We start from the raw sequence: 24795 nt of genomic DNA, 5'->3' as shown, positions 1-24795 counted from the left end.
AGCTCCTCAAGCTGCTCCGGCAAGTTTAGCCGCTTCGGCCAGATCCACCTGCACCAGACGCGACACACCGGGCTCGCGCATGGTGACGCCGCACAATTGCGAGGCGGCCTCCATGGTGGCCTTGTTATGGCTGACAAAGATGAACTGCACCTTTTCGCTCATCTCCTTGACCATGTTCGAGAAGCGACCGACGTTGGCTTCGTCCAGCGGCGCGTCCACCTCGTCCAGCAGACAGAACGGTGCGGGGTTCAGACCGAAGATGGCGAACACCAGCGAGACGGCGGTCAACGCCTTCTCGCCGCCGGAGAGCAGCGTGATATTCGACACGCGCTTGCCGGGCGGGCGCGCCATGATGGCCACGCCAGTATCGAGCAGATCGTCGCCGGTCAGCTCCAGGTAGGCATGGCCGCCACCGAACAGACGCGGGAACAGCTCCTGTACGCCGGCATTGACGCGATCGAAGGTTTCCTTGAAGCGCTGGCGGGTCTCACGATCGATCTTCTTGATTGCGCCTTCGAGGGTTTCCAGTGCGCTGGTCAGATCGCCCAGCTGGTTGTCCAGATAGGTCTTGCGCTCGCTTTGTTCGGCGTGCTCCTGGATCGCGGCCAGGTTGACCGGCTCCAGGCGTTGGATCTTCTGCGCCAGATCGCCCAGGTCCTTGCGCCACTGGCCGGCATCGGCGTCTTCGGCCAGCTCGGTCAGCAATGCATCGAGTTCCAGGCCCGAGGCAGTGATCGCTTCGGCCAGCTGCTGCGCGCGTAGCTGCAGTGCCTGCGCGGCGAGGCGCTTCTCCGAGAGCTTTTCACGCAGCCCGTTCAACGATTGCTCGGTGCGCTGGCGCTCCTGATCCAGGCGACGGAATTCGGCGTCGCAGTCGTCGAGCGCGCGACGCGCTTCGACCAATTGCTTGTCCACCAGCAGGCGCTGATCGAGATAGGTCTGACGCTCGGCTTCCAGCTCGGCGATCGGATCGGTGCCGGCCGCCAACTGCTCGACGATCTCGTTACGGCGCATCTCGACCTGACGATGCTGCGAATCCATACGCGCCAACGCTTGCTCGAGCGAGCTCAGCGAGGAACGCTTCGATTCCATGCTCAAGGCCAATGCATGCGCCTGGTCAGCTGCCTCGCGTGCATTCATGCGCGCTTCTTCGCGCGATTCGAGCAAGGCGCGCCGCTCGTTTTCCAGTTCGCGACGCTGGTCTTCCAGGTCGCCCATGTTGCCGACCGATTCGTCCAGGCGTGCCCGCGCTTCGCGCGTACTGCTTTGCAATTCATCGACCTGAGCGATCAGGTCGCTCAGCTCGCCGCTGACTTTTTCCGAGCGAGCGCGTGCCGTCTCGACCTTGCCACGGTGACTTTGCAGCTGGCCGGCGAGTTCGGATTGGCGACGGTGCGCGTTGTACAGCTCGCGCTGCGCGTCGTCGCGCGCGCGTTCGGCCTCGAACTTGTCGGTACGCAGCTGATCGAGCTGCTCGGTCAGTTCGTCGATGCGCGCTTCAAGCGTGACGATCTGCTCGGCCAGCGTGCGCATTTCGCGTTCGCGCGCCAATACGCCAACCTGATTGCCCTGACCGCGCAACAGGCGCGCCCAACCGGCACCCAGCCATTCGCCCTGGCGCGTCATGACCGATTGCGTGCCCGACAAGCCAGTGGCGCGCTGCTGCGCGTCGCTCAACGTTTCAGCGGCATAGACCTGGTTGAGCAGTGCGATCGCCGCTGCGGGGCCACGCACATGCGCGCCCAGGGTGCCGGGCGCGCCAGCACTACCTTCGGCGGCATCGATCAAGGCGATGTCGGCGTTTTCCAGTCCGGCGAATTCGCCTGCGACGTGGCTCGCGCCATCGACCAGCACGCTGTCGATAAAACCGATCAGGGCAGTCTCGACCGCCGTTTCCCAACCGGCGTCGACCTGCAGGGCTTCGCCCAACCGGCGCGACTTGTCCAGGCCCAGGCGCGACAGCCAACCGCTGGCCGCGCTTTCTTCCTGGCCGAGCGCCGCATGCTGCAAGGCTTCGAGCGAGGCCTGACGGCCGCGTGCGGTCTGCAATTGCTGACGCGCTTCGTTCAGTGCGGACTGCACCTGGCGTTCTTCGTCAAGCACCTTCTCATGGCTGAGCTTGTGCGTGTCGAGCAAGGTGCCGAGCGATTCGACACGCTCGCGCTGGGTATCGTGTTCGGTATGCAACTGCTCGGCGGCGGCATCGAGCGCCGCCACGTCGGTGGCTTTCTGCTCCGATTCCAGCGCTTCGCGACGCTTGGCCAGATCGACGGCCTGGCGATCGAGATAGGCCAGCTTGGTGCGCTCGACTTCCGCCGCGCGACTGGCTTCACCAGCCGTGCGCGTGTAGCCGTCCCAGCGTTGCTGCCAGTCGGCCAGCTTGGTTTCGGTATCGCGCTGCGCTTCGGAGGTGTCGTCCTGCATCTGCTGCAGCGCTTCCAGGCGCGGCTCGCCTTCGGCCAGCGCGGTGCGCAGCGTTTCGATCTGTTGGCGATCGTTGGCGATGTGCTCGGCCAGTTCAGCCTGTTCGCGCTCGGCATCGCTCTGCGCACGTTGCAGGCGGTCGGCGGTTTCGCGGTTGTAGCGCACCTGCTGTTCGACGCGCGCGATCTCGGCGCCGACCTTGTAGACCTCGCCCTGGACGCTGTTGAGGTGTTCGCTGGCGCCGGTATGACGCTCGCGCACGCTTTCCAGCTGCGCTTCGATATGGCGCTGCTCGGCGAGGCGCTTTTCGATCTCGGTTTCGGCGGCGGACAGGCTGGCGCCTTCGCCGTCGTGCTGACCCTTCAGGCCGCGGTATTCCAGCGCGCGCAGTTCGGCTTCCTTGCGTACCTGCTCCTCCTTGAACGCCTTCCAGCGCTCGGCGGCACGCGCCTGACGGTTCAAGTGTTCGAGCTGCTTGTCCACTTCGTCGCGCACGTCGCGCACGCGGTCGAGGTTTTCCCGGGTGGACTTGATACGGCTCTCGGTTTCCTTCCGGCGCTCCTTGTACTTGGAGATGCCGGCGGCTTCTTCCAGGTGCGTGCGCAGCTCATCGGGCGCGGCCTCGACGATCTGGCTGATCATGCCCTGCTCGATGATCGAGTAGCTGCGCGGTCCCAGACCGGTGCCGAGGAACAGATCGGTGATGTCGCGACGACGGCAGCGCGCACCATTCAAGAAGTAGCCCGACTGCCCGTCGCGGGTCACCTGACGCTTGACCGAGATTTCGGCGTACTGCCCGTATTCGCCCTGGATGGTGCCGTCGGAGTTGTCGAAGATCAGCTCGACCGTGGCCTGGCCCACCGGCTTGCGCGCATTGGAGCCGGAGAAGATCACGTCGGTCAGCGAATCGCCACGCAGGCGGCTGGCGGCGCTTTCGCCCATCACCCAGCGAATCGCATCGATGATATTGGACTTGCCGCAGCCGTTCGGCCCCACCACGCCGGTCATATTGCTCGGCAGATGCAGGGTGGTCGGGTCGACGAAGGACTTGAAACCGGCGAGTTTTATCGTGGTAAGGCGCATGCGTTCCCAGCGGCGAATCGGGTAGGCCCATGACAGTTGGGCGACAAGGCACTGTGCCAAACGCAGGCCGGAGCCGCAATGCGTTTGGCGCGTGGAAATAACATGAGGTTAATTATTCATGTTATTGAATTTATTTTAATTTACGGGTTTGGGGCCTGCGCGTCGATAGACAAGGCGTGGATTCCCTGGTCCATCAGCCCATCCAGGGCGGCGTAGACCATGCGATGGCGCTTGAGCGGCAGCTGGCCCACAAAGGCGGCACTGACGATACGCACATGGAAATGTCCTTTGCCTTCATTGGCATGGCCGGCATGCTTATAGCCCTCGTCGAGCACGTCCAGCTCGGTCGGGGCCAGCGCTGCACTGAGGCGCTGGCGGATGTCGTCGACCATGCTCATGCCGCCGGCAACGCCTTGCGGAAGGGCTTGATGATGACCCGGGCATAGACGCCGGCTGCCACGTACGGATCGGCGTCGGCCCAGGCCTGCGCCTCCGCCTGCGAGGGAAACTGGGCCAGGATCATGCTGCCGGTGAAGCCGGCCGGGCCTGGATCTTCCGATTCGATCGCCGGAAAGGCGCCCGCAACGAACAGGCGGCCTTCGTCGAGCAGCTTCTGCAGACGCTCGATATGCGCCGGCCGGGCACCCTTGCGCTTTTCCAGGGAGTCGGCAACGTCCTCGGCGATGATGGCAAACCACATAAAACGCGCTCCTTGAGCTTGTAAGCCCCTAATTCTAGCGCGTTTGGAGGGGTGCCCTACAGTTTCCAGGACACCACGATGGGCTTGCTCTCTGGCGCCACGCCGTCATCTGGCTTGGCCGGGACACCAACGCCCACGGCCCAGGCACGATCGTGGCCCATTGCCAGACCCCAGAGATTCGCGTCACTGAGCTTGCCCTGGGAAGCCTGCGGGACGCTCATCCACAACGACCAGTGACGGCCGCCATCGTCGGTGTGAAAAATCCGCGCGCCCTCGCGCGTTACCAGCCAGCCCTGGTTGGCGTCTCGCATCGTCAATGCGGTGATCGCCATGTCTTCGCCGGTGTCGACACCCTTGGGCCACGCCACGTCGCTGGCCGTCCAGGTGGCACCGCCGTCCTGGCTGCACCAGACCTTGAAGCCGCCACCGATGCAGCCGTGCATCGCGTCACCGAAACTCACCGCCATCAGATGTGCGAGCCGGTCTGCATGGTCACTGGAGGCTCCAACACGCAATGGCACCACGAACCAGTGCTCGCCCGCATCGTCGGTACGCAAGACGGTCTCGCTGCTACCGACCGCCCAGCCACGCTTGGTGTCGACAAAGGCCACACGCTGAATCGCAATGCCATCGAGCGCTTGTGCCACGCGTTGCCATTGCTGGCCGCCGTCGCTCGTGCGCAACAGACGCCCTTCGCCGCCGACCACGCCATGCAGAGGATCAGCGAACGCGACCGAATAGGCCGCGCCTTCGAACTTCAGGTCGCGATACTCCGGATTCTTCAGATCGGTAAAACTGCGATTGAAGACTTCCCAGTGCGCGCCGCCGTCTTGCGTACGCAAGATACGTGCACCGTCGCCGACGGCGAAACCATGCTGATCGTCGCGAAAGCTCACCCCGCGCAGCGAATCGGCAAAGTGCGAGTAGTTGTCCATCTGCCAGGTGTCGGCCGCTTCGTTCGCCGCACGGGCCACGACAAGACCGGAGCCACCCACCGCAATCAACTTGCCTGAAGGCAACACCTGCAGATCCGTCAGCACGGCATCCGTGCCCGTCAACACCGCGCCATCGGCCACATGCGTGTCCATCTTCAGCGGGATCGCCGCGAAATGGACCTGGACGCTGCTGTGTTCGCCGGAATCCAATGCATCCTGCAGATCAATGCACTTGTAGTTATCGGCGGGACAGCGCGCATAAGGCTGAGGCGTGGCTACCGATACCGGGGTGGCGGCTGCAACAGCCGGCGCGGTCTTCGCCGTGTTCGGGTCTTTGTCCTGGCAGGCGCACAAGGCCAAGCCGCCCAACATCATCGCAAACCAGCGCGTTGCCATCATGGCATTGTCCTCGGAACCGTCGGCGCAAAGCGCATGATGTTAGCCGATGCGAAGCCTGGACATTCAGGGCTTGCGAGTGATGCGCTCGCGCAGGCGCGCCAGTGGTGCGTGGTCATCGAATACGATCTTGCCGTTCGCCTCGCCAACGCCGAGCTTGCGAAACATGCCGTCCAGGTCGACATGCACGGGTTTGTCTTTCATGTCGGCATAGAGCTTGGCGAGCACGGTCGTACCGGTGGCCTTGTCACCGACCTGCATGACCTTGTCCAGAGTCCATGTACTGCCATTGCCGCCGCTTTCGCGATTGATCGCGCGCAAGGCGTCCTGCAGGCTGCTGCGTCCCTGGGTTTGTTCGTAGATCGCCACCTCGGCGAGCAGCCAGAATGTCGCGCCGCCCCAATAGGTGCGGCCCCAGGTATGGGTGTGATCGAGACCTTGATCGCCGCTGGCGGGCTGCCCCTTGGGCATATCGTCGACCGACCATTGCCATACGCTGGCGGGATCGAGCTGACCGGCCTGCGCACGCGCGATCGGCTCGATATAGGTGGCGTTGCCTTCAAGCAGCCATGCTCCTTCTTGCGGCACTTCAGGCAAGGCCAGATGCGTCATTTCGTGGACCAGCATCCAGTCGTTGCGATAAGCGTCGTCGCTTGCATCGCGTCCGACATGCAGGCGGATGGCCGAACCGTCGAACCCGTACGTGGTGCCCGGACCCAGGCGCCCACTGTCTTCTGCGATCACCAACACACCGACGTGTCGAACGGGAAAGCGACCAAAATAAGTCGTTACCGCCGTGGCGCTCTTGCGTATCCAGGCCATGACCCGATCGCGGTCGAGTCCTGGTGCGCCATCGGCAAAAACTACATCGAGCGTACCGCCGCCCATGACGACACTTTGATGCGGCTGTTCGCGCAACGCGCCGTAGAGTTCGGAGGCGCGTTCGTAGCCGCGCTGCGACCACGCTCGGGGCAGCCACATCGCCGCCGTGACCGCACCTGCGATGGTCCAAAGGGCCTGGCGACGATTCATGGTGAACGTCCTAGCGTTGGATGGCCGCACCGATAATGGCACCACCGGGACCCGATTGGATCAATGCCGCGGTGGAAAGACCGGCGAGTTTTGGCGTTGGCAAGGCAAACTCTTGTGGCTTGCCGTTCCAGTGCCCGAGATTCACCAGTTCGCGCACGATATTGCGATGAGGCAGAACGCGGCCGCTGTTCTCACCGGCACCGATCGGCACGTCGATCGTGCGCGGGTCGTAGCGCACCAGCCACACGTCGTAGTCGCCACCGGTGCCCGCGCCAATGCTCAGGCGATTCGGTTGCCAGGTGATCGCTGGCGATGCCGTCGTAGCGGCGGACGAGTCCGCTATCACCTCATCCAGCTGCGAGCGGCTCGTGCCGACAATATCCTTGCGACCGTTGACGTAGACCTGCGGGGTCCAGACATTGTCGCGGCCACGGCGCTGCGCATAGGTCCACTGGCGGTCGGTAAAGATCTGCTGAGCGAAGGTGTCCTTCCAACCCAGGTCGTCCCAGTAAGTCACTGCGTACGACAAGGCCAGCACGTTGGGTTGCGCCGCGATCGCGTTGAGATTCGCCTCGGCGGGCGGACAGGATGAACAACCCTGGCTCTGGAACAGCTCGACCACTACCAGGCGCTTGCTCTCATTGGAGCCGGCTGCTTGTGCATAGGCATCGTCCAGCGCGGTCATGGCCATCAGTCCGGCCAGGAGGACGCTGAGCTTTTTAAGCAGGGTCATTGCAGTGGGCTCCTGAAGTGGCGTGTTCAGGTAGCTATTCGTACGGAGATGGACCAGCGTTACCTTTATGGAGGCGACTTCAGGGGACCTCGAATAACCTCAGTTTTCCCTACCGTCATCCCGGCGCAGGCCGGGATCCAGTGGCCTTGTGACTGGTTATCGCGAGAGCCAACAAGACTTCGCTCTATCGCAAAAAGCGGAAACTGAAGCCACTGGGTCCCGGCCTGCGCCGGGATGACGAGTAGGAGGTTATTCGAGGTTTTTTTCAGTCGATCGGCTTCATCTCACCATCGGCCGGATCGAGCGCATCGGTAGTCAGCTTGCCTGCGTGATCGACATGAAACGAAAACAGGCGCGGCGAAGTTTCCGGATCGCCGCCGCAATGTTCGTCGTGTTTCTCATGTACATCGATATCGATGCCGTCCTGGCTTTCATCGCCAATGATGTAGTCGAGGCAATCGGGCTTCAGCGAGGTCAGGTGATGGCGCTGGACGACATCGTTGACCTTGGCCACAGCAGTATCGTCATTGACCGATGTCGCCGGTGCCGGTGCTGCAACCGTCGCGGTCGCAGCGGGTTTGTCAGCCGGGGGTGGTGATGCCTGGTCGGACGACGGCGAGCACGCCGCCGTCGCGAGGGCAAACAGGCCACTGAGCAAAACGTGTGTTCTTGTCATGACCTGCCCCTGTCCAGAAAGTGAAACGCTACGCTTCCGGCCGCATGTACGGGAACAACAATACATCGCGGATGGACGCCGAATCGGTCAACAGCATCACCAGGCGATCGATACCAATACCCAGGCCACCGGTCGGCGGCAGGCCGACTTCGAGCGCACGGATGTAGTCCGCATCGAAATGCATGGCTTCGTCGTCGCCGGAATCCTTCGCATCGACCTGCGCCTGGAAGCGTGCCGCCTGATCCTCCGGATCGTTCAATTCGGAGAAGCCATTGGCCAGCTCCTTGCCGTTGACGAACAGCTCGAAACGATCGGTGATGCCCTTGTCCGTATCGTTCTCGCGCGCCAGCGGCGACACCTCGACCGGATGGTCGATGATGAAGGTGGGCTGGATCAGGGTGTGCTCGACCGTGTGCTCGAAGATCTCCAGCAACAGCTTGCCCCAACCATAACCTGGCTTGACCTGTGCACCCAGGCGCTTGGCGTGTGCGGCCATCGCGTCGCGATCGCGCAGCTCTTCGCGTTTGATCTCGGGGTTGTGCTCAAGCACCGCGTCTTCCATCTTCCAGCGACGGAACGCCGGGCCGACATCGATGGATGCGCCGTCCCAGGTAAGAGCCGTCGTACCCAGGACCTTCTTCGCCGTATCGCGGATCACCGATTCGGTGAGGTCCATGATCTCGTGATAAGTCGCGTAAGCCTGATACAGCTCCAGCATGGTGAACTCGGGGTTGTGCCGGGTCGACACGCCCTCGTTGCGGAAGTTGCGGTTGATCTCGTAGACGCGGTCGAAGCCGCCGACCACCAGGCGCTTGAGGTAGAGCTCCGGCGCCACACGCAGATAAAGATCGATATCGAGCGCGTTGTGGTGCGTAACGAACGGACGTGCCGTAGCACCGCCGGGGATGATGTGCATCATCGGCGTTTCCACTTCCATGAAGCGACGCGGCTCGGCCTCGAGCCATTGGCGCATGTAACCGATGATGCGCGAACGCAGTGCGAACGTGCGGCGCGCCTCCTCGGTCACGATCAGGTCGACATAGCGCTGACGATAGCGCTGCTCGACATCGGCCAGGCCATGGAACTTGTCCGGCAGCGGACGCAGGCTCTTGGTCAGCAGGCGCAAGGCATCGACCTTGATCGACAGCTCGCCGGTCTTGGTGCGCATCAGTGCCCCTTCGGCACCGACGATGTCACCTACGTCCCAGCCCTTGAAGGCCTTGTAGGTCTCTTCACCCACCGTGCCCTGGTGGATGAACAACTGGATGCGCCCGGTGAAATCCTGCAACTGGACGAAAGCTACCTTGCCCTGATCGCGCTTGAGCATGATGCGACCGGCCACCTTGACGCGACGCGCGATGGCTTCGATCGATTCGGCCGTATGGACGTCTTTGTCCGCAAACTCGGTCTGAAGATCGCCGGCAAAGGCATCGACCTTATGATCGTTCGGAAATGCCACGCCCTGCCCGCGCAAGCCTTTGAGTTTCTCGCGACGCTCGGCAATCAGCTTGTTCTCGTCGATGGGCGGCGTGTTTTCGTCGGTCATTCGCTGTGGTTCCGGTCGTACAGATGTGTAGTGGATGGTTTATAGCAGGCTTTTCTTGGAGCATCCCGCGTTTACGCGGCAACTTATCATCCGTCGCCCCGGCGAAGGCCGGGGCCCATCCCTCAGTTCTCGCCTGTCAGTCGAGATACGGCAAGCATCACCGCTGAGGAATGGATCCCGGCCTTCGCCGGAATGACGGCAATAAAGGTCTAGGCAAGCCGTTACGCGTCCAGGCGTTTCGCGCCCGCATCCAGGCCCGATTTCAAGCTGGCCTCGACAAATTCGTCCAGGTCGCCGTCGAGCACCTTTTGCGTATCCGAACGCTCGATGCCCGTACGCAGATCCTTGATGCGGCTCTGGTCGAGCACGTAGTTGCGGATCTGGCTGCCCCAGCCGATGTCCGACTTGGTCGCTTCGAGCGCGTCCTTTTCGGCATTGCGCTTTTGCACTTCCAGTTCGTACAGCTTGGCGGCCAGCATCTTCATGGCGCGGTCGCGGTTGGCGTGCTGGCTGCGCTCGGTCTGGCAGGCCACCACCACGCCGGTCGGCACGTGGGTGATACGCACGGCCGATTCGGTCTTGTTGACGTGCTGACCGCCGGCACCGGACGAACGATAGACGTCGGTCTTGAGGTCGGCCGGGTTGATGTCGATATCGATATCGTCGTCGACTTCCGGCGACACGAACACCGAGGTAAAACTGGTGTGGCGGCGGTTGTCCGAGTCGAACGGCGACTTGCGCACCAGGCGATGCACCCCGATCTCGGTCTTCAGCCAGCCATAGGCGTAATCGCCCTCGACGCGGAAGGTGGCGGATTTGATGCCGGCCACGTCGCCGCCGCTGACTTCGAGCAGTTCGGTCTTCCAGCCGCGCGATTCGCACCAGCGCAGGTACATGCGCAGCAGCATTTCGGCCCAGTCCTGCGCCTCGGTGCCACCGGCGCCGGCCTGGATGTCCACGAACGCGTTGTTGGCGTCCATCTTGCCGGAGAACATGCGCTGGAATTCCAGCTTGGCCACCTTGGCCTCGAGCTTGCCCAGGTCGGTCACGACGGAGTTGGCGGTGTCTTCGTCGCCGTCCGCAGCGGCCATGTCCAGCAGCTCGCCCGCATCGGCGAGGCCGGCGGTGAGCGTGTCGATACCGTTGACGATGGTGTCCAGGCGAGCGCGCTCGCGGCCCAACTCCTGTGCCCGCGGCGGGTCGTCCCACACAGTGGGGCTCTCCAGTTCGCGGCTTACTTCTTCGAGACGCTCACGCTTGGTGGCGTAGTCAAAGATACCCCCTAAGCGACTCGACGCGACCGGTGAGGTCGGCGATTTGCGCGTGGATCGGATTGGTCTCGATCATTGAAATGTCGTGGCTGAGATTGACCTATAAGGATAGCAGACGGGCCGGCTCCGCGTAGGTAAACGGCGCCTTTGCTGCCAAACTCGACCGCATGACGACATCGATCGAACGCCCCGCCCTTTCCCGCGCCTGGGTTTGCCTGTTGATCGGCATCGGGCTCAGCCTGCTCGGGGCCGCGCTGGCGATCGGCTGGCTATGTCTGGCCGACGCCATGGCCTGGGAAACCGGCGCCAAGCTGATCTGGCCCGGTGTCCTGGGCCCATTGGCGATCGTCGTATTGCCAATGGCGGCTCGCGTCGTTCCCTTGTTCCGTGCCCGACGACGGCGTGAGGCAGCCTATACGCTGCTTGGCTGTGCGATCGGCATGGTGCTGGTCGTCTTCGGCACGTTGATCCTGATCGGCATCGGATTGGCCGCCGGCATGCCCCGACACGACTGACCGATGCTCGCAAGAACCTGATCCGCATCGCTCGTATGATCAGCGCGGGAATAGCGACATCGTTCAGGGAATGACCGCACGCTCAGGGGCACACGCTAATACATGTCTACTCGATCGACTCGAATCAGGCGAGGCGACGATGTGTGCGTGCGTTCCGCATTCGCACCGAAGGAAGCCCATGAAACTCATGAAGACCAAAACGCGCATGATCGCGCTGCTTTGCGGCGCCGCCCTGTTCTGGATGGGCTCAGGCAAGGCCGACGACGTCGCAACACCCCAGGGTAACGACCCTGTCATCACGAAGATCTACAGCGCCATGCAGGACGCCGATCTGCAAACCGTGGCCGATATCTACAAGACCTCGACCGATCCGGTGATCCATATCGTCTCGGCGATGGTGATCGAGCGGATGCATTACAACCTCGATGCGTCCTCCCGCGATGCGGAAACCTGCATGGATACGCTGATCGACAGCCGCCCGGGCACGGCCATCATGTGCGGTCAGTTCGAAAGCGCCAACCTGCACCTGGCCGGACGCGATGCCGACGCCTATGCCATGGAAGCTGCCTTGGTCAAACGCTTCAAAGGACATGGCGTGGACGTGCAGTTGTCGCGCATGAAGGCTTATGCAAACCGGATCAACAAGCAGTCAGTCTTCGCTGTCGACGTGCCCGCGCAAGGCTTCGAGCTTCCGCTGGTTTACTCCGAGCGCGATCCGAGCCCGCATGTCAAGGCACAAGCCAACGGTCATGAGATAGACCTGCTGATCGATTCCGGTGCCCATGACGTGGCGATCAGCGAAGAGCAGGCCAGCAAATTGGGGGTGGAAGTGCTGGACACCCCGATCAGCTTTAGCGGCTGGATCACCAAACAGGAGCCGGGCAAACGTGGGTTGCTTAAGGAATTGAAGGTCGGTCCGGTGGTCTGGCACAACATTCCCGTATTGATCGTGAGCAACACGCGTATCTCGCTCATGGGCATCAACATGATCGCCCCGCTGGGAAGCGTACGCATCAGCCGAAACACCCTGACCGTCGGTGACGCTGCCACCGAAAATACCCATTGCGATGCACCGATGCTGATCAGCAGCACCTTCTGGGGCGACGGTCTGGGTCTGGTCGTGCCGATGCCCATCGAGGGGCAATGGAGCAAGGTAAGACTGGATACCGGCGCCTATCTGTACCTGCTCGGCACGGCCAAGGCGCTGGAACAGGCCACCGCGCTGCGTCGAAGCAAGCGCGAGGTCAACGACATCGGTGGACAGCACCTGGCCAATACCGACCATGCCAAGGTAAAGCTGGAAATTTCCGGTCAACCGATCGAGGTGTACTTCGACGTACTCACGGAAAGCGCAGTGCGCTGGCCCATCACCCTTGGCGCAGGCGCCTTGCGCGACATGGATTTCCTTATGGATTTCAAGCACCAGCACATGTGCCTGCTATTGCACCCCAATCTGCATTGAGATCATGCCGGGCGATCGAACCGCCCGGCATCCCAACCGTGATTGGCTCAGACTGCCAGCGCCTGCTGATGGACATCGCGTACGGCGCGCCCCGATGGATCCGCTGCTGCCGCAAATGCCGGGTCCCAGGCCAATGCCGCCGGTGACGAGCAGGCGATCGACTTGCCACCCGGCACCGTCGCCGCGCAGGCCTCACCAGGAAAGAAGCGCTCGAAGATGCGGCGATACAGATACGCCTCCTTGGTCGCCGGCGTGTTGAACGGATAACGCGTCGCCGCGGCGGCGAATTCGCGGTCGCTGATGGCCTGCTCGGCGTGCGCCTTCAGGCCATCGATCCAGCCATAGCCGACGCCATCGCTGAACTGCTCTTTCTGCCGCCACAGGATCGCATCGGGCAAGGCGCCCTGGAATGCCTCGCGCAACACGGCTTTTTCGATACGCCCCTGCCCGGCCATCTTGTACTTGGCATCCATCCCCATGGCGGTATCGAGGAAATCCAGGTCGAGGAAAGGCACCCGTGCTTCCACGCCCCAGGCCATCATCGCCTTGTTCGCGCGCAGGCAATCGTAGCTGTGCAAGGCATCGAGCTTGCGCACGGTTTCTTCGTGGAACGCTTCGGCCGACGGCGCCTTGTGGAAGTACAGGTAGCCACCGAAGATCTCGTCCGAGCCTTCGCCCGACAGCACCATCTTTACGCCCATCGCCTTGATCCTTCGCGCCAGGAGATACATCGGCGTTGATGCACGGATGGTGGTGACATCGTAGGTTTCGATATGGCGGATGACTTCAGGCAAGGCATCGAGCCCTTCCCAGAAGTTGTAGACAAAACCATGGTGCACCGTGCCCAGCGCATCGGCCGCCACTTGCGCGGCGGCAAGATCGGGCGAGCCTTCCAGGCCGATGGCAAACGAATGCAGGCGCGGCCACCAGGCTTCGCTGCGATCGTCGTCTTCGACGCGCTCGCGGGCGAAACGTGCAGCGCAAGCGGCCACCAGCGATGAATCGAGGCCGCCCGAAAGCAACACGCCATACGGCACGTCGGTCATCAGTTGCCGATGCACGGCCTGCTCGAAGGCCTGACGCAGGTCTTGCGATGAGACGCTATGCCCCCGGGTGACTTCGTGGTCACGCCACGGCTTGTGATAGTAACTGCGCAACTGTCCGTCGAGACTGTCGTAGACATGACCGGGCGGGAACGGTGCAACATCCGCACACACGCCGACCAGCGATTTCATTTCCGACGCTACGCACAAACGTCCCTGGCTATCGTGCCCCCAATACAGCGGGCACACACCGATCGGATCACGCGCAATCAGGTAACGCTGCGCCTGGCCATCCCACAGCGCGAAAGCAAAAATGCCGTTGAGCCGACTCACGAAATCGCCTGCCGGGGCCTTTTGTGCAGCGAACTCACGATAGAGCGCGTTGATGACTTCGCAATCGGAGCCTGTCGTGAAGTCGTAACCGCTCGCGGCACGAAGTTCGCGGTGGTTGTAGATCTCACCATTGACGGCCAGCGCCAGATCGCCGTCGCGCGAGCGCAGCGGCTGCGAACCGCTGGCCGGGTCGACAATGGCCAGGCGCTCATGCACCAGGATCACCCCGGCATCGACAAATACACCGCTCCAGTCCGGACCGCGGTGACGCTGGCGCTGCGACAGCTCCAGCGCCTGCTGACGCAAGGCGGCCAGATCGTCGCCCGGTTGAAGATCGAACATCCCGAATATCGCGCACATGTTGGCTTTCCCTTCGATTGACGTTGTTGGAGCCCGAAACGACATGACAAAAAAAAGGGCCCGCGGTTGGCGGGCCCTTTGCGTATGTGATGACTTTTATCTCGTCTACACGCCGGCCCACCCGTCAATGCGGGGATTATTATTGGCGTTATTATTCAGGCCAGCAGCAACCGGGCCACGTGCCTCATGGGCGGCGTAGTTCAGATGCGAGCTGGTGGCGACGGAAGTCATGGGTCGACTTCAACACAAGGCGGGCGCCGGCGCAAGCACCCAACCGTGGTGCCCGTCACGCCATCTCGTGCATCTCGGCAACCCAGTCCCTGGCCTCCTGAAGTTCGCTGTTGTGAAACAGCTTCAACTCGCAGGGCACGGCAAAGCCGAACATCTTGCACATCGTGCGTATCCAGCCCACGTCGGTCACGATGCCAATGCGCTCCCAACCGGTGATATGGCGGAAGCCGAACTTCACGTCGTCCCACATGGCGCCGGCATCGAAGCCGGTAAAGTCCTCGCCCAGGTGAAACACCATGCTCAATTTCGGAGTGAGCGCGAACGCCGCTTCGATATCCGGTATCAGGATCGACTCATAGTCCCTGGCCGTAACCTGGCCGTGCGCAGTAAATCCGAGCACGCCAGCCGGCAGATCGGTCATTTGCACAATCATGGTGGCCTCCTGCGACTGTTGTCGCGTTACACGACGCTAAGCTGAGCCTTGCGGGGATAAAGAGGCGTGAAGGAGTGGGCTAATTCCCGTATCGATCGTAGTGCGGTAAATCAGACCGGCTCGATATGCCGCAACAGCAAACGTACGCTTTCGCGTCCTTGCCAGTCGTTGATCACCAGCTCGTAGGCTGCACGCATCGCTCGCGGCGGAGGCGTACCGTCGTAGGCATTGAACATCACCGCATCGTGCACGGCGCCGTCCCGGGGATCGCGCAGACTCAGGCGCAGGTGTTTTTCGCCCATGGGTTTCCATTGCGCGCATTCGAACACGTTGTCGAACAAGGGCTCTGGAAACGCCTGGCCCCACGGTGCCGCGTAACGGAGCTGACGCGCGAGATCGAGGGTAAATGCGCCGGGCGGCAACTCACCGTCCGTATAAAGCATCGCCTGCAAGGCTTCCTCGCTCAGCCATTCGCGCGCGATCGCATCGAAGGCTTCGGCAAAGCGCGGGTAGTCCTCGGTTTTCAGACTCAGACCGGCGGCCATGGCATGACCGCCGAAGCGTTCGATCAGCCCCGGGTGGCGGGCATCGATCATGGCCAGCGCGTCGCGAATATGAAAGCCGCCAATGGAACGCGCCGATCCACGCAAATCGTGCGGGTTGTCTTCGCCGGCCGGCGCAAAGGCGATCACCGGGCGATGCAGACGCTCCTTCAGCTTGGATGCGACCAGGCCGACTACGCCGGCGTGCCAGCTCGGCTCATACAAGGCCACGCCCACCGCATCGGTCTGCGCCGCCTGCCCCACCATGATTTCGGCTTCGGCGACCATCGCCGCCTGCAGGTCGCGGCGCTCCTGGTTGATCGCGCTCAATTGCTGCGCATAGCGCCGTGCCAGTGGCGCATCGTCGGTAAGCAGGCATTCCACGCCGATACGCATGTCTTCGAGACGACCGGCCGCATTCAGGCGCGGCCCTACGGCATAACCCAGATCGCTCGGACAAAGTGTGGCGACGCTGCGCTGACTTGCTTCGATCAAGGCCGTGATGCCTGCGCAACCGCGACCGCTGCGCAGGCGCTTCAAGCCGGCCTCGACCAGCACGCGATTGTTGTAGTCGAGCGGCACCAGGTCGGCAACCGTCCCTAACGCGACCAGATCGAGCAGTACCGACAGATCCGGGCCGGCACTTTCGCCGAAGTTACCCAGCTCGCGCATGCGTGCACGCAGCGCCAGCAACAAATAGAACATCACGCCGACACCGGCCAATGCCTTGCTGGGAAAGCCATCGCCGGAAAGATTGGGATTGACCATCGCATCGGCGGCCGGCAACTGCTCGCCCGGCAAATGGTGATCAGTCACGATGACGCGGATGCCCAGCGCCTTGGCGACTTCGACGCCGGCGATGCTCGCCACGCCATTGTCGACAGTGACGATCAGCTGCGGCCTGGGTTGCAAGGATTCCACCAGCGCCGGACTCAAGCCGTAGCCATGCACGAAGCGATTGGGTATGGCGTAGTTCACGTGGCGCGCGCCAAGCATGCGCAAGCCGCGCATGGCGACGACCGTACCGGTCGCGCCGTCGCAGTCGTAGTCACCGGCGATCAGGATCGACCAGTCATGGGCAATCGCTTCGACCAGCAACGCGACGGCCTCGTCCATGCCGCCCAATTGCTGCGGCGACAGCATGCGGCTCAGGCGATGTTCGGCCTGCATGGGTTCGAACACGCCGCGCGCGGCAAAAATCCGCTGCAGCACCGGGTGCACGCCATCGCCCCAGCCTCTGGGCTCGCCCTGCAGGCTGCGCCGGTGCAACTGCAAACGCATCATCGAGCCGCCTTGCGCCAGAAACGCCAGCGATGCCATGGCCGATGCACGAAGCGCTCGCCGCTGGCAAATACCCATTGCACAGGCTGCGCGCGCAGCAGCGGCTCCAGGCTCGGCCACCAGTCATTGGCAATAACGTCGACCGGCATGTCCTGCAGATCGATCATGCCGCCGGCGCGTGCCAGAGCCACATGGGCGGGTGTACGCGGTTGCATGACCAGGCCCGCCCGGCCGGCCAGCGCACCCAGCAATACGTCGTCACCGATCACCGTGGCGAGCGAAGTACGTACATGTGCAGGCAGCGTACCGCCGCCCCAGAACCAAAGACTGTTGACCGGTGGCAACCCACGCTCGCTACGGGCCTGATTGACCGGGTGCTGATGCAGCAGGATCTGCGTTTCGTTGATCAGCATCCGCCAGCGCCGGCCCTCTGCGCCTTGTGGCAGATGCTCGAACAGGTCTTCGCCCAGGGCGCGTTCCGGCGACGCGAATGCCGGAATCTGGCTGTCCTTGGGCAGCCGCAGATGCCAACGGTCCGGCGAGGAGACTTCCAGCAGCATGCCTGCGTCGCCAAACACGGGCTTGAGTGGCCGCGCCAACGCGGCGGCCTCTTCCATGGTCAATGCGAGCTGCCCGCAGGCAAGCAGGCGTGCGCCATTGAGATCGGGTTGCACCCAGGCGGGATCCGCGCTGAGCCACGCCGCGTCCGCGGCATCGCCCATCAGCAACTCGCGCGTCAGCGCAGCAGCGGGAAGACCACCCGGGCAAATGAAATAGCTTTCGAGGCCCGCTAGGTATCCCTTCGGTCCCTCGGGCAAGGGATCGGCCCGCGGGATCAGCGAGCGCAAGGGGTGTTCGGGGCTGAAGCGGGCCAGGTCGGGCAACCACCATTGCAACGGTTCGATGGTGGTTTCGCGCATGCCTCGATATCTACCAGCTCAACAACAAGGGCGAAAGGTTACCGCATGCCCGTCCAGGCCGATAGCGTGCTCTGGCACTGCAGATAAAGGGTTTGTGAATTTTCTTGATTATGAAATGGCGCAATAACCATGCCATTTAATGCACATGAAAATATCTTCACATTGATTTTGTGAGCCACAAAATAAATAGCGACATAAGCGAAATATTCGTATTGTCGGTTGAAAATCGCACAGGCTTAATGCGCTGACCTTTTGCAATGGAGGCAGGAATAATGTCGCATGCGATCGATTCCAAAGGCGGTCAGCGCCGAAGCCCGCTGATGCTGAGAGTGTTGATGGGCCTGGCATTGCAGGCGTTACCGATGATCGGTGACTCACTGGCATTTGCACAAAATGCTCCCGGCGTTATCGACCATTACGACGCCACACAATATCCGATCGTATTGGTCACCGGTCTGGCCGGCTCGCCGACGGGATTGGGCGGCAATCCTTATTGGTATGGCGTGCAAAGCGACCTGGAATCGCATGGAGCGGTCGTGTTCGTTCCGGATATTTCCAGTTTCCAGTCCGACGAAGGCCCGAACGGACGCGGCGAGCAGTTGGTTGCCTATATTCAACAGATCCTGGTGCAGACCGGCGCGCCCAAGGTCAATCTGATCGGACACAGCCAGGGTGGCCTGACCTCGCGCTACGCCGCGGCCGTCGTGCCCGATCTGGTTGCTTCGGTGACAACCATCGGCACGCCGCATCGCGGCTCGCAGGTCGGCGACTTTGTCGAAGGCGTGTTCGGCATCGACCCGAGCGGCGTCGGCGAAGCGGCGGTCGCCGCGCTGGTCGATGCGTTCGGATTCCTGCAGAGCGGCAGCACCAATCAGAACGCCGAAGCGGCGCTGGTCGCGGTGAGTTCCGACGGCACCGCGCAGTTCAATCAGCACTACCCAAGCGCTGGGCTCGGCTCCCAGGGCAGCTGCCGGAGCGGCTCGCCGAGCGAGACCGTCGATGGCAATACGCATCTGTTGTATTCATGGGCGGGCACGGCGATCCAGCCGGTCAAGGTGTTTGGCGTCACCGTGGCCGGCAAGGACACCAGCGTGAGCGGCGCCCTGGACTCGGCCAATGTGAAAGATCCCACCACGGTGGCGCTCGCCGGCGTCGGCGGCTTCATGCTGACCAATCTGGGCGCGGGGCCGAACGACGGCGTGGTCGAAGCCTGTCGCGCGCTTTACGGTCAGGTACTCAGCACCAGCTATCACTGGAACCACTTGGACGAGGTGAACCAGGAGTTCGGCGTACTGGGCGGGAACGCCGAGGACCCTGTCGCTGTCATACGTAATCACGTCAATCGCTTGAAGAACCAGGGCTTGTAACGATGCGTTTTACCGGTGCCGGCTGGATGGTTGTCCTGGGTATGGCAGGTGCGGCAGCGGCTGCGCTGCTCGCTACCGGACATTCGACGTCCGAGCACCAGCCCTCGGCACCAATGTCGCAGCCCGCGGCATCGGCGCCTTCTTTGGCAACGCCATCCGGCCTCGCAGCAACCTCTTCCACCGCGACCCCGTCCTCGCTGGCGGGCACGGATATTCCGACGCTGCCTGTCGATGCAGGCGGCCATCTCGCGCATACACGCCAGGTGCGCGAGTTCTTCGACTACTACCTGACGGCGCAGCATGAAACCGCGCCGTCGACGCTCGATCTGATGGTCAAGGACAGCATCGCGACCCAACTGGGCCGCAAGCCTGCGGCGGCCGAGGCGGTCGATTTATGGCAGCGCTATCGGGCCTATCTCGCCGCCGTCGCGCAACTGCCAGGACCTCCGGGGCAAGCAGGCAAAGGGCCGGATATCGAAGCGATCGCGCAGAGTCTCGACCAGCGCATGCAACTGGCCGATCGCTATCTTGGGCAAGATGGCTGGAGCGATGTGTTCTTCGGCGACCAGCTGAAGCGCCAGCGCAACGATCTCGAACGCTTGCGTATCAACGCGGATACATCGCTGACTGCGCCAGAAAAGGCCGCACGGCTCGCTCAACTCGATGCGCAGTTGCCACCTGATGAGCGCGCCTTGCGCAAACGCAGCCAGCAACAGGATGCCGCGATTACCCGTGTCATGGCGTTGCAGGCCCAGGGTGCATCCGTCGATGAGATTCGTGACCAGGTAGCGCAAACGATGGGACCGGAAGCGGCCAACCGGGCGGTGCAGATGGAACAGACTCGGCAGGACTGGCAGGCGCGCTATGCGCAATATGCCGAGCAGCGTGCGCAGATCGATCAGCAGACGCTACCTTCGGCCCAACACGATGCACTGGTCGCGCAGCTACGGCAGCGATTTTTTAGCAGCACATCCGAGTTGACCCGTGCGGCGGCGTTCGATCGCGCAGCTGGACGATAAAGAGCTGTCATCCCGGCGGAGGCCGGAATGACGAGTTAGGAGGCGGCTTTAGGATTCCAGCGTTTCGTACAACGCCATCCACTCGCCTTCCAGGGTTTCCTTCTCGCGCCGCAACTCGGCCTGCTTCTGGCTGAGCTTCATCAATTCGGCCGTGGAACCGTTGTAGACATCCGGATCGGCCAGACGCTGATCCAGCGTTGTCAGTTCGGTATCGAGCGTGGCGATGCGCGTTTCCAGTTTCTTGATGCGCTGGCGCGACACTTTTTCGTTTTCACGCTGCGCCGCCGAGGCGCGGCGACGATCCGCGGCCGACTCTGTCGGCGCGGCCGCGGCAGCACTTTCTTTCTTCTTCGATGCATTGCCACGCGAACGCAGCCAGCGTGCGTAGTCGTCCAGATCGCCATCGAAGCTTTCGACCTTGCCGTCGGCCACGCGCCAGAAGCTGTCGCAGACCATGCCGAGCAGATGGCGGTCATGCGACACCAGCACCAGCGCGCCATCGAAATCGGCCAGCGCATCGGCCAGGGCTTCGCGCATGTCCAGGTCGAGATGGTTGGTCGGCTCGTCAAGCAGCAGCAGGTTGGGCTTGTCCCAGGCAATCAGCGCCAACGCAAGACGCGCACGCTCGCCGCCGGAAAAGCCATCCACCGATTCAAAAGCACGGTCGCCGGCGAAATTCCAGCCGCCCAGGAAATCGCGCAGCACCTGAGCACCGACACCTGGCGCCTTGTCCTGCAGATGCTCGAGCGGGCTGGCGCCTTCGCGCAGGCTTTCCACCGTGTGCTGGGCGAAGTAGCCGATCTTCAGGTCCTTATGCGCCTTGCGCTCGCCGTCCAGTGGCGTCAGCTCGCCCACCAGCGTCTTGACCAGGGTGGACTTACCCGCGCCATTGGGACCGAGCAGGCCGATCCGTTCGCCGGCCTCCAGGCGAAAACGTACGTCGTGCAGGATATAGGCTGGCGGCTCGGTACCCTCGCCCGGATAACCCGCCTCGACGGCTTCCAACTGCAGCATCGAATCGGGTAAACGATCGGGAACGGCAAACTGGAAACGGAAGGCGCGCTCCGCGCGCACCGCCTCGGTACCCGCCATTTTTTCCAGCCGCTTCATGCGCGACTGCGCCTGCTTGGCCTTGCTCGCCTTGGCCTTGAAGCGATCGATAAACGATTGCAGATGCGCGCGCTCGGTCTGCTCGCGCTCGTGCGCGATCTGCTGTTGACGCAACTGCTCGGCGCGCAGGCGCTCGAAGGCGCTGTAGTTGCCGGTGTAGAGCCGCCCACGGCCTTCATTCAAATGCAGGGTGTGCGAGATCACGCCGTCGAGGAATTCGCGATCGTGCGAGATCACCAGCAAAGTGCCCTGGTAGCGGCGCAGCCATTCTTCCAGCCATAGCACTGCATCGAGATCCAGATGGTTGGTCGGCTCGTCGAGCAGCAGCAGTTCCGAGGGCGCCATCAGGGCGCGCGCCAGGTTCAGGCGAACACGCCAACCGCCGGAAAACTCCTGCACGGCACGCTCATGGGTCTCCGGCGCAAAGCCCAGACCGTGCAACAGGCGACCGGCGCGGGCACGGGCGTCGTAGCCGTGCAGTTCCTCGATGCGATGATGCGCCATGGCCATCGCCTCGGTGTCGCCGCGCGCCTGGGCATCGAACTCGTCGCGCAATGCCGCAGCCAGCTCTTCATCGCCCCCCATGACATAGTCGATCGCCGGGTCCGGCAGCGCCGGGGTTTCCTGAGCCACCGAGGCGAGACGCAGCTTGGCCGGCAGGTCCAGCTCGCCTGCATCGGCCTCCAGCTTGCCCTGCAGGACGGCAAACAGGCTCGACTTGCCGCAGCCGTTACGGCCGACCACACCCAGCCGCCAGCCGCTCTGGATGACCAGGTCGATGTCGGAAAGCAGCAGGCGGCTGCCACGGCGCAAGGCGAAATGACGAAAGGCGATCATGAATAACGGTGTCCAAATCAGGGCAAGCGGCAACCCGCAGCCGCCCATGATAACGCCTGGGAATGCTCACCCCATCGCAATCGTCAAAGATGGCGATAGCTAAGCCTCGGCAGTTCTGCTACAAAAACGCCGCATCGCTTTGCGGGGGAGCTCATGATCAAGTATCGCACCAGCCTGGGTCTGGCCGTTTTGCTGGCCATCGCACTTGCGCCGTCCGTGGCGCAGGCCGACAGCCTGCTCGTCAACCGTGTGCAGCAGGAAAAGGGCATGAACCTGCCCTCCCGCGGCCTGAGCATGGCCCAGGTCGAGAAACAGTGGGGCGCACCGCAGCGCAAGCTGTCTCCGCGCGGCGGCGACAGCGCCAAGCACCCGGTCATCAACCGCTGGGACTACGCCAATTTCATCGTGTATTTCGAGCACAGCCATGTGATCCATTCGGTGCTCAATACGCCCGCGGGCAACAATACGAACCCTGGTTCGGCGAACTGACTGCCGGCGCCCTTTGGGCGCCGCATCCCTTACACTAAGGGGCCCGTTCTTCACGTTACGAGAGCCCCATGACCGACTCGACCCTGCGCCTGCCGGCGGAATGGGAACCGCAGGCTGCCGTCTTGATCGCCTGGCCGCATGCCGGCACCGATTGGGCCGATCGCCTGGCCGACGTGGAAACCACCTATGTGGCGCTGGCCGCTGCGATCACCCGCTTCCAGCGACTGATCGTCGTGGTGGCCGATGGCGACTTGCGCGCGCATGTCCAGCAACAGCTGGATACCGTGGGCGTGGCCAAGGATCAGGTCCGGTTTGTCGAACTGCCCTATGACGACACCTGGCTGCGCGATTCGGGGCCGATCACCTTGCGCGATGCCCAGGGTCATTTTCAGCTCACCGATTTTCGCTTTACCGGCTGGGGCGGCAAATTCGGCGCCGAGCAGGACGATGCGCTGATCGGCGGACTGGTCGACGCGGGTGTGTTCGGCAAGGCCGGCCATAAACGCATCGACTGGGCGCTGGAAGGCGGCGGCATCGAAAGCGATGGCGAAGGCACCGTGCTGACCACCTGGCGCTGCCTCAAACAGCGCCATCCGGAACAGTCGCGCGAACAGATGACCGCCATGCTGAGCCAGAGCCTGCATGCCGATCGCATCCTGTGGCTGGACTATGGCTACCTTGAAGGCGACGACACCGACGCCCATATCGACACGCTGGCGCGCTTCGCGCCGGGCGATCGCATCGTGTTCCAGGCCTGCGACGACCGCGCCGATCCGCACCACGACGAATTGCAGCGCATGGCCGGCGAACTGGCCGTGCTGTGTAACCCGCAAGGCAAGCCGTACGAACTGTATCCGTTGCCCTGGGCCAAGCCGATCGTCGACGAGGGTCGCCGGCTGGCTGCCTCGTATGCGAACTACCTGATCGTCAACGGCGCCGTGCTGATTCCTGCCTACGGCGATGCAGCCGACGACGAAGCGGCCAAGGTGATCGCCAAGGCACATCCCGGCCGCGAAGTGGTCCAGGTACCGTGCCGCCCGCTGATCTGGCAGAACGGCAGCCTGCATTGCATCACCATGCAGTTGCCCGCCGGCTTGGCGTAACAGGCCTGCCCCGCCATCTTGATGACTCAAGCATAGAACGACGGATCGACCGACCATGACCCGCAAGACCCTCAAAGTAGCGCTGCTGCAGGAAACCGATCACGGCACGCGTGACGCCAATCTCGATGCGATCGAAGCAGGCCTGCGCGAAGCGGCGGCCGCCGGCGTGGAGCTGGTGCTGCTGCAGGAACTGCACAACGGCCCGTACTTTTGCCAGCACGAGTCGGTCGAGGAATTCGATCGCGCCGAACGCATTCCCGGCCCGAGCACCGAGCGCCTGGGCAAGCTGGCAGCCGAACTCAAGCTGGTGGTGGTCGCGTCGCTGTTCGAGAAGCGCGCCGCGGGGCTTTATCACAACACCGCCGTGGTGTTCGATCGCTCTGCGGAAATCGCCGGCAAGTATCGCAAGATGCACATTCCCGACGATCCGGCGTTCTACGAGAAGTTCTATTTCACCCCGGGCGACCTCGGTTTCGAACCGATCGATACCTCGGTCGGCCGTCTCGGCTTGCTGGTGTGCTGGGATCAGTGGTACCCGGAAGCCGCGCGCCTGATGGCGCTGGCCGGTGCCGAACTGTTGCTCTATCCGACTGCCATCGGCTGGGATCCGAACGACGAGCAGGCCGAGAAGGATCGCCAGCGCGATGCATGGGTTACCGTGCAACGCGGCCACGCGGTCGCCAACGGCCTGCCCCTGCTCTCGTGCAATCGCACCGGCTATGAAGCCGATGCTGCCGGTGTTGGCGCAGGCATTCAGTTCTGGGGCACCAGTTTCGTTGCCGGCCCCCAGGGCGAATTCTTAGCCCAGGCGGGCACCGACAAGCGCGAATTGTTGATCGCGGAGATCGATATGGCGCGCAGCGAGAACGTGCGGCGCATCTGGCCGTTCCTGCGCGATCGCCGTATCGACGCTTATCAGGACCTGCTGAAGCGTTTCCGCGACTGAACGCCGTG

At 62.8% G+C, this 24795-nt stretch carries 21 protein-coding genes; 7 read left to right on the top strand and 14 right to left on the bottom strand.

All coding sequences use genetic code 11. The features are described 5' to 3' along the window. Positions 1 to 6 precede the first annotated feature (6 nt). From smc to prfB, 9 genes are all read right to left on the bottom strand, one after another. Positions 7 to 3507, bottom strand: a complete 3501-nt coding sequence (gene smc, locus QMG46_RS14275) for a chromosome segregation protein SMC (protein ID WP_281848490.1) — start codon at positions 3505 to 3507, stop codon at positions 7 to 9. A gap of 140 nt (positions 3508 to 3647) precedes the next feature. Beyond that, entirely contained in the window at positions 3648 to 3905 is a 258-nt protein-coding gene (locus QMG46_RS14270) for a BolA family protein (protein WP_281848489.1), read from the bottom strand. Then, positions 3902 to 4207, bottom strand: a complete 306-nt coding sequence (locus tag QMG46_RS14265) for a YciI family protein (protein ID WP_281848488.1) — start codon at positions 4205 to 4207, stop codon at positions 3902 to 3904. Before QMG46_RS14265 ends, QMG46_RS14270 begins: the two co-directional genes overlap by 4 nt. A gap of 56 nt (positions 4208 to 4263) precedes the next feature. Next, entirely contained in the window at positions 4264 to 5541 is a 1278-nt protein-coding gene (locus QMG46_RS14260; protein ID WP_281848487.1) for a WD40/YVTN/BNR-like repeat-containing protein, read from the bottom strand. Between the two features lie 63 nt (positions 5542 to 5604). Next, complete coding sequence (locus QMG46_RS14255; RefSeq protein WP_281848486.1) at positions 5605 to 6570, bottom strand: hypothetical protein; 966 nt, start codon at positions 6568 to 6570, stop codon at positions 5605 to 5607. A gap of 10 nt (positions 6571 to 6580) precedes the next feature. Next, complete coding sequence (locus QMG46_RS14250; protein WP_281848485.1) at positions 6581 to 7303, bottom strand: DUF1223 domain-containing protein; 723 nt, start codon at positions 7301 to 7303, stop codon at positions 6581 to 6583. Positions 7304 to 7568: 265 nt separating this feature from the next. Continuing rightward, entirely contained in the window at positions 7569 to 7979 is a 411-nt protein-coding gene (locus tag QMG46_RS14245; RefSeq protein WP_281848484.1) for a hypothetical protein, read from the bottom strand. A gap of 28 nt (positions 7980 to 8007) precedes the next feature. Continuing rightward, positions 8008 to 9525 (bottom strand): lysine--tRNA ligase, encoded by a 1518-nt coding sequence (lysS, locus tag QMG46_RS14240; protein WP_281848483.1) that lies wholly within the window; start codon positions 9523 to 9525, stop codon positions 8008 to 8010. Positions 9526 to 9746: 221 nt separating this feature from the next. Then, a protein-coding gene (gene prfB / locus QMG46_RS14235) for a peptide chain release factor 2 (protein ID WP_281848482.1) occupies positions 9747 to 10872 on the bottom strand; the annotation gives its coding sequence in 2 pieces (ribosomal slippage) (positions 9747 to 10796 and positions 10798 to 10872; 1125 coding nt in all). 91 nt (positions 10873 to 10963) lie between these two features. On the opposite strand from prfB, the gene QMG46_RS14230 reads away from it, so the two are divergent. Beyond that, the gene (locus QMG46_RS14230; RefSeq protein WP_281848481.1) at positions 10964 to 11311 is read left to right on the top strand and encodes a hypothetical protein; all 348 of its coding nucleotides are present in this window, start codon (positions 10964 to 10966) and stop codon (positions 11309 to 11311) included. A gap of 187 nt (positions 11312 to 11498) precedes the next feature. Continuing rightward, on the top strand, positions 11499 to 12773 hold the full coding sequence (locus QMG46_RS14225) for a retroviral-like aspartic protease family protein (protein WP_281848480.1): 1275 nt from the start codon (positions 11499 to 11501) through the stop codon (positions 12771 to 12773). Positions 12774 to 12820: 47 nt separating this feature from the next. On the opposite strand, the gene asnB is transcribed toward QMG46_RS14225, so the two are convergent. The 4 genes from asnB to QMG46_RS14205 form a co-directional block, all read right to left on the bottom strand. Next, positions 12821 to 14509, bottom strand: a complete 1689-nt coding sequence (gene asnB / locus QMG46_RS14220) for an asparagine synthase B (RefSeq protein ID WP_281848479.1) — start codon at positions 14507 to 14509, stop codon at positions 12821 to 12823. Between the two features lie 286 nt (positions 14510 to 14795). Then, positions 14796 to 15173: a SpoIIAA family protein gene (locus tag QMG46_RS14215; RefSeq protein WP_281848478.1), complete on the bottom strand. Its 378-nt coding sequence runs from the start codon at positions 15171 to 15173 to the stop codon at positions 14796 to 14798. A 110-nt stretch (positions 15174 to 15283) separates the two neighbouring features. Further along, positions 15284 to 17035 carry a single-stranded-DNA-specific exonuclease RecJ gene (recJ, locus tag QMG46_RS14210; RefSeq protein ID WP_281848477.1) on the bottom strand — a complete coding sequence of 584 codons (1752 nt, stop codon included), beginning with the start codon at positions 17033 to 17035 and terminating at the stop codon, positions 15284 to 15286. Next, positions 16996 to 17916, bottom strand: coding sequence for a phosphoglycerate mutase (locus QMG46_RS14205; RefSeq protein ID WP_281848476.1), 921 nt, complete (start codon positions 17914 to 17916; stop codon positions 16996 to 16998). The genes recJ and QMG46_RS14205 overlap by 40 nt, the downstream gene beginning before the upstream one ends. Positions 17917 to 18188: 272 nt before the next feature. On the opposite strand from QMG46_RS14205, the gene QMG46_RS14200 reads away from it, so the two are divergent. Next, positions 18189 to 19283 (top strand): esterase/lipase family protein, encoded by a 1095-nt coding sequence (locus QMG46_RS14200; RefSeq protein WP_281848475.1) that lies wholly within the window; start codon positions 18189 to 18191, stop codon positions 19281 to 19283. A gap of 2 nt (positions 19284 to 19285) precedes the next feature. Then, positions 19286 to 20302 carry a lipase secretion chaperone gene (locus QMG46_RS14195; protein ID WP_281848474.1) on the top strand — a complete coding sequence of 339 codons (1017 nt, stop codon included), beginning with the start codon at positions 19286 to 19288 and terminating at the stop codon, positions 20300 to 20302. A gap of 48 nt (positions 20303 to 20350) precedes the next feature. On the opposite strand, the gene QMG46_RS14190 is transcribed toward QMG46_RS14195, so the two are convergent. Next, positions 20351 to 22249, bottom strand: coding sequence for an ABC-F family ATP-binding cassette domain-containing protein (locus QMG46_RS14190; protein ID WP_281848473.1), 1899 nt, complete (start codon positions 22247 to 22249; stop codon positions 20351 to 20353). 153 nt (positions 22250 to 22402) lie between these two features. Between QMG46_RS14190 and QMG46_RS14185 the strand changes: the two genes are divergently transcribed. From QMG46_RS14185 to QMG46_RS14175, 3 genes are all read left to right on the top strand, one after another. Then, entirely contained in the window at positions 22403 to 22738 is a 336-nt protein-coding gene (locus QMG46_RS14185; RefSeq protein WP_281848472.1) for a hypothetical protein, read from the top strand. Between the two features lie 68 nt (positions 22739 to 22806). After that, the gene (locus QMG46_RS14180; protein ID WP_281848471.1) at positions 22807 to 23841 is read left to right on the top strand and encodes an agmatine deiminase family protein; all 1035 of its coding nucleotides are present in this window, start codon (positions 22807 to 22809) and stop codon (positions 23839 to 23841) included. A gap of 55 nt (positions 23842 to 23896) precedes the next feature. Then, the gene (locus QMG46_RS14175; protein ID WP_281848470.1) at positions 23897 to 24787 is read left to right on the top strand and encodes a carbon-nitrogen hydrolase; all 891 of its coding nucleotides are present in this window, start codon (positions 23897 to 23899) and stop codon (positions 24785 to 24787) included. Positions 24788 to 24795 lie beyond the last annotated feature (8 nt).

It is taken from the genome of Dyella sp. GSA-30, assembly GCF_027924605.1.
Taxonomy (GTDB): Bacteria; Pseudomonadota; Gammaproteobacteria; order Xanthomonadales; family Rhodanobacteraceae; genus GSA-30.
Note: the sequence above shows the minus strand (reverse complement) of the source record. Positions and strands in the feature narration are given on the sequence as shown.

Bases quoted from the DNA above. Each gene is read 5' to 3' on its own strand.
- smc (WP_281848490.1), bottom strand. From the start codon at position 3,507: ATGCGCCTTACCACGATAAAACTCGCCGGTTTCAAGTCCTTCGTCGAC.
- QMG46_RS14270 (WP_281848489.1), bottom strand. From the start codon at position 3,905: ATGAGCATGGTCGACGACATCCGCCAGCGCCTCAGTGCAGCGCTGGCC.
- QMG46_RS14265 (WP_281848488.1), bottom strand. From the start codon at position 4,207: ATGTGGTTTGCCATCATCGCCGAGGACGTTGCCGACTCCCTGGAAAAG.
- QMG46_RS14260 (WP_281848487.1), bottom strand. From the start codon at position 5,541: ATGATGGCAACGCGCTGGTTTGCGATGATGTTGGGCGGCTTGGCCTTG.
- QMG46_RS14255 (WP_281848486.1), bottom strand. From the start codon at position 6,570: ATGAATCGTCGCCAGGCCCTTTGGACCATCGCAGGTGCGGTCACGGCG.
- QMG46_RS14250 (WP_281848485.1), bottom strand. From the start codon at position 7,303: ATGACCCTGCTTAAAAAGCTCAGCGTCCTCCTGGCCGGACTGATGGCC.
- QMG46_RS14245 (WP_281848484.1), bottom strand. From the start codon at position 7,979: ATGACAAGAACACACGTTTTGCTCAGTGGCCTGTTTGCCCTCGCGACG.
- lysS (WP_281848483.1), bottom strand. From the start codon at position 9,525: ATGACCGACGAAAACACGCCGCCCATCGACGAGAACAAGCTGATTGCC.
- QMG46_RS14230 (WP_281848481.1), top strand. From the start codon at position 10,964: ATGACGACATCGATCGAACGCCCCGCCCTTTCCCGCGCCTGGGTTTGC.
- QMG46_RS14225 (WP_281848480.1), top strand. From the start codon at position 11,499: ATGAAGACCAAAACGCGCATGATCGCGCTGCTTTGCGGCGCCGCCCTG.
- asnB (WP_281848479.1), bottom strand. From the start codon at position 14,509: ATGTGCGCGATATTCGGGATGTTCGATCTTCAACCGGGCGACGATCTG.
- QMG46_RS14215 (WP_281848478.1), bottom strand. From the start codon at position 15,173: ATGATTGTGCAAATGACCGATCTGCCGGCTGGCGTGCTCGGATTTACT.
- recJ (WP_281848477.1), bottom strand. From the start codon at position 17,035: ATGGCATCGCTGGCGTTTCTGGCGCAAGGCGGCTCGATGATGCGTTTG.
- QMG46_RS14205 (WP_281848476.1), bottom strand. From the start codon at position 17,916: ATGCGCGAAACCACCATCGAACCGTTGCAATGGTGGTTGCCCGACCTG.
- QMG46_RS14200 (WP_281848475.1), top strand. From the start codon at position 18,189: ATGTCGCATGCGATCGATTCCAAAGGCGGTCAGCGCCGAAGCCCGCTG.
- QMG46_RS14195 (WP_281848474.1), top strand. From the start codon at position 19,286: ATGCGTTTTACCGGTGCCGGCTGGATGGTTGTCCTGGGTATGGCAGGT.
- QMG46_RS14190 (WP_281848473.1), bottom strand. From the start codon at position 22,249: ATGATCGCCTTTCGTCATTTCGCCTTGCGCCGTGGCAGCCGCCTGCTG.
- QMG46_RS14185 (WP_281848472.1), top strand. From the start codon at position 22,403: ATGATCAAGTATCGCACCAGCCTGGGTCTGGCCGTTTTGCTGGCCATC.
- QMG46_RS14180 (WP_281848471.1), top strand. From the start codon at position 22,807: ATGACCGACTCGACCCTGCGCCTGCCGGCGGAATGGGAACCGCAGGCT.
- QMG46_RS14175 (WP_281848470.1), top strand. From the start codon at position 23,897: ATGACCCGCAAGACCCTCAAAGTAGCGCTGCTGCAGGAAACCGATCAC.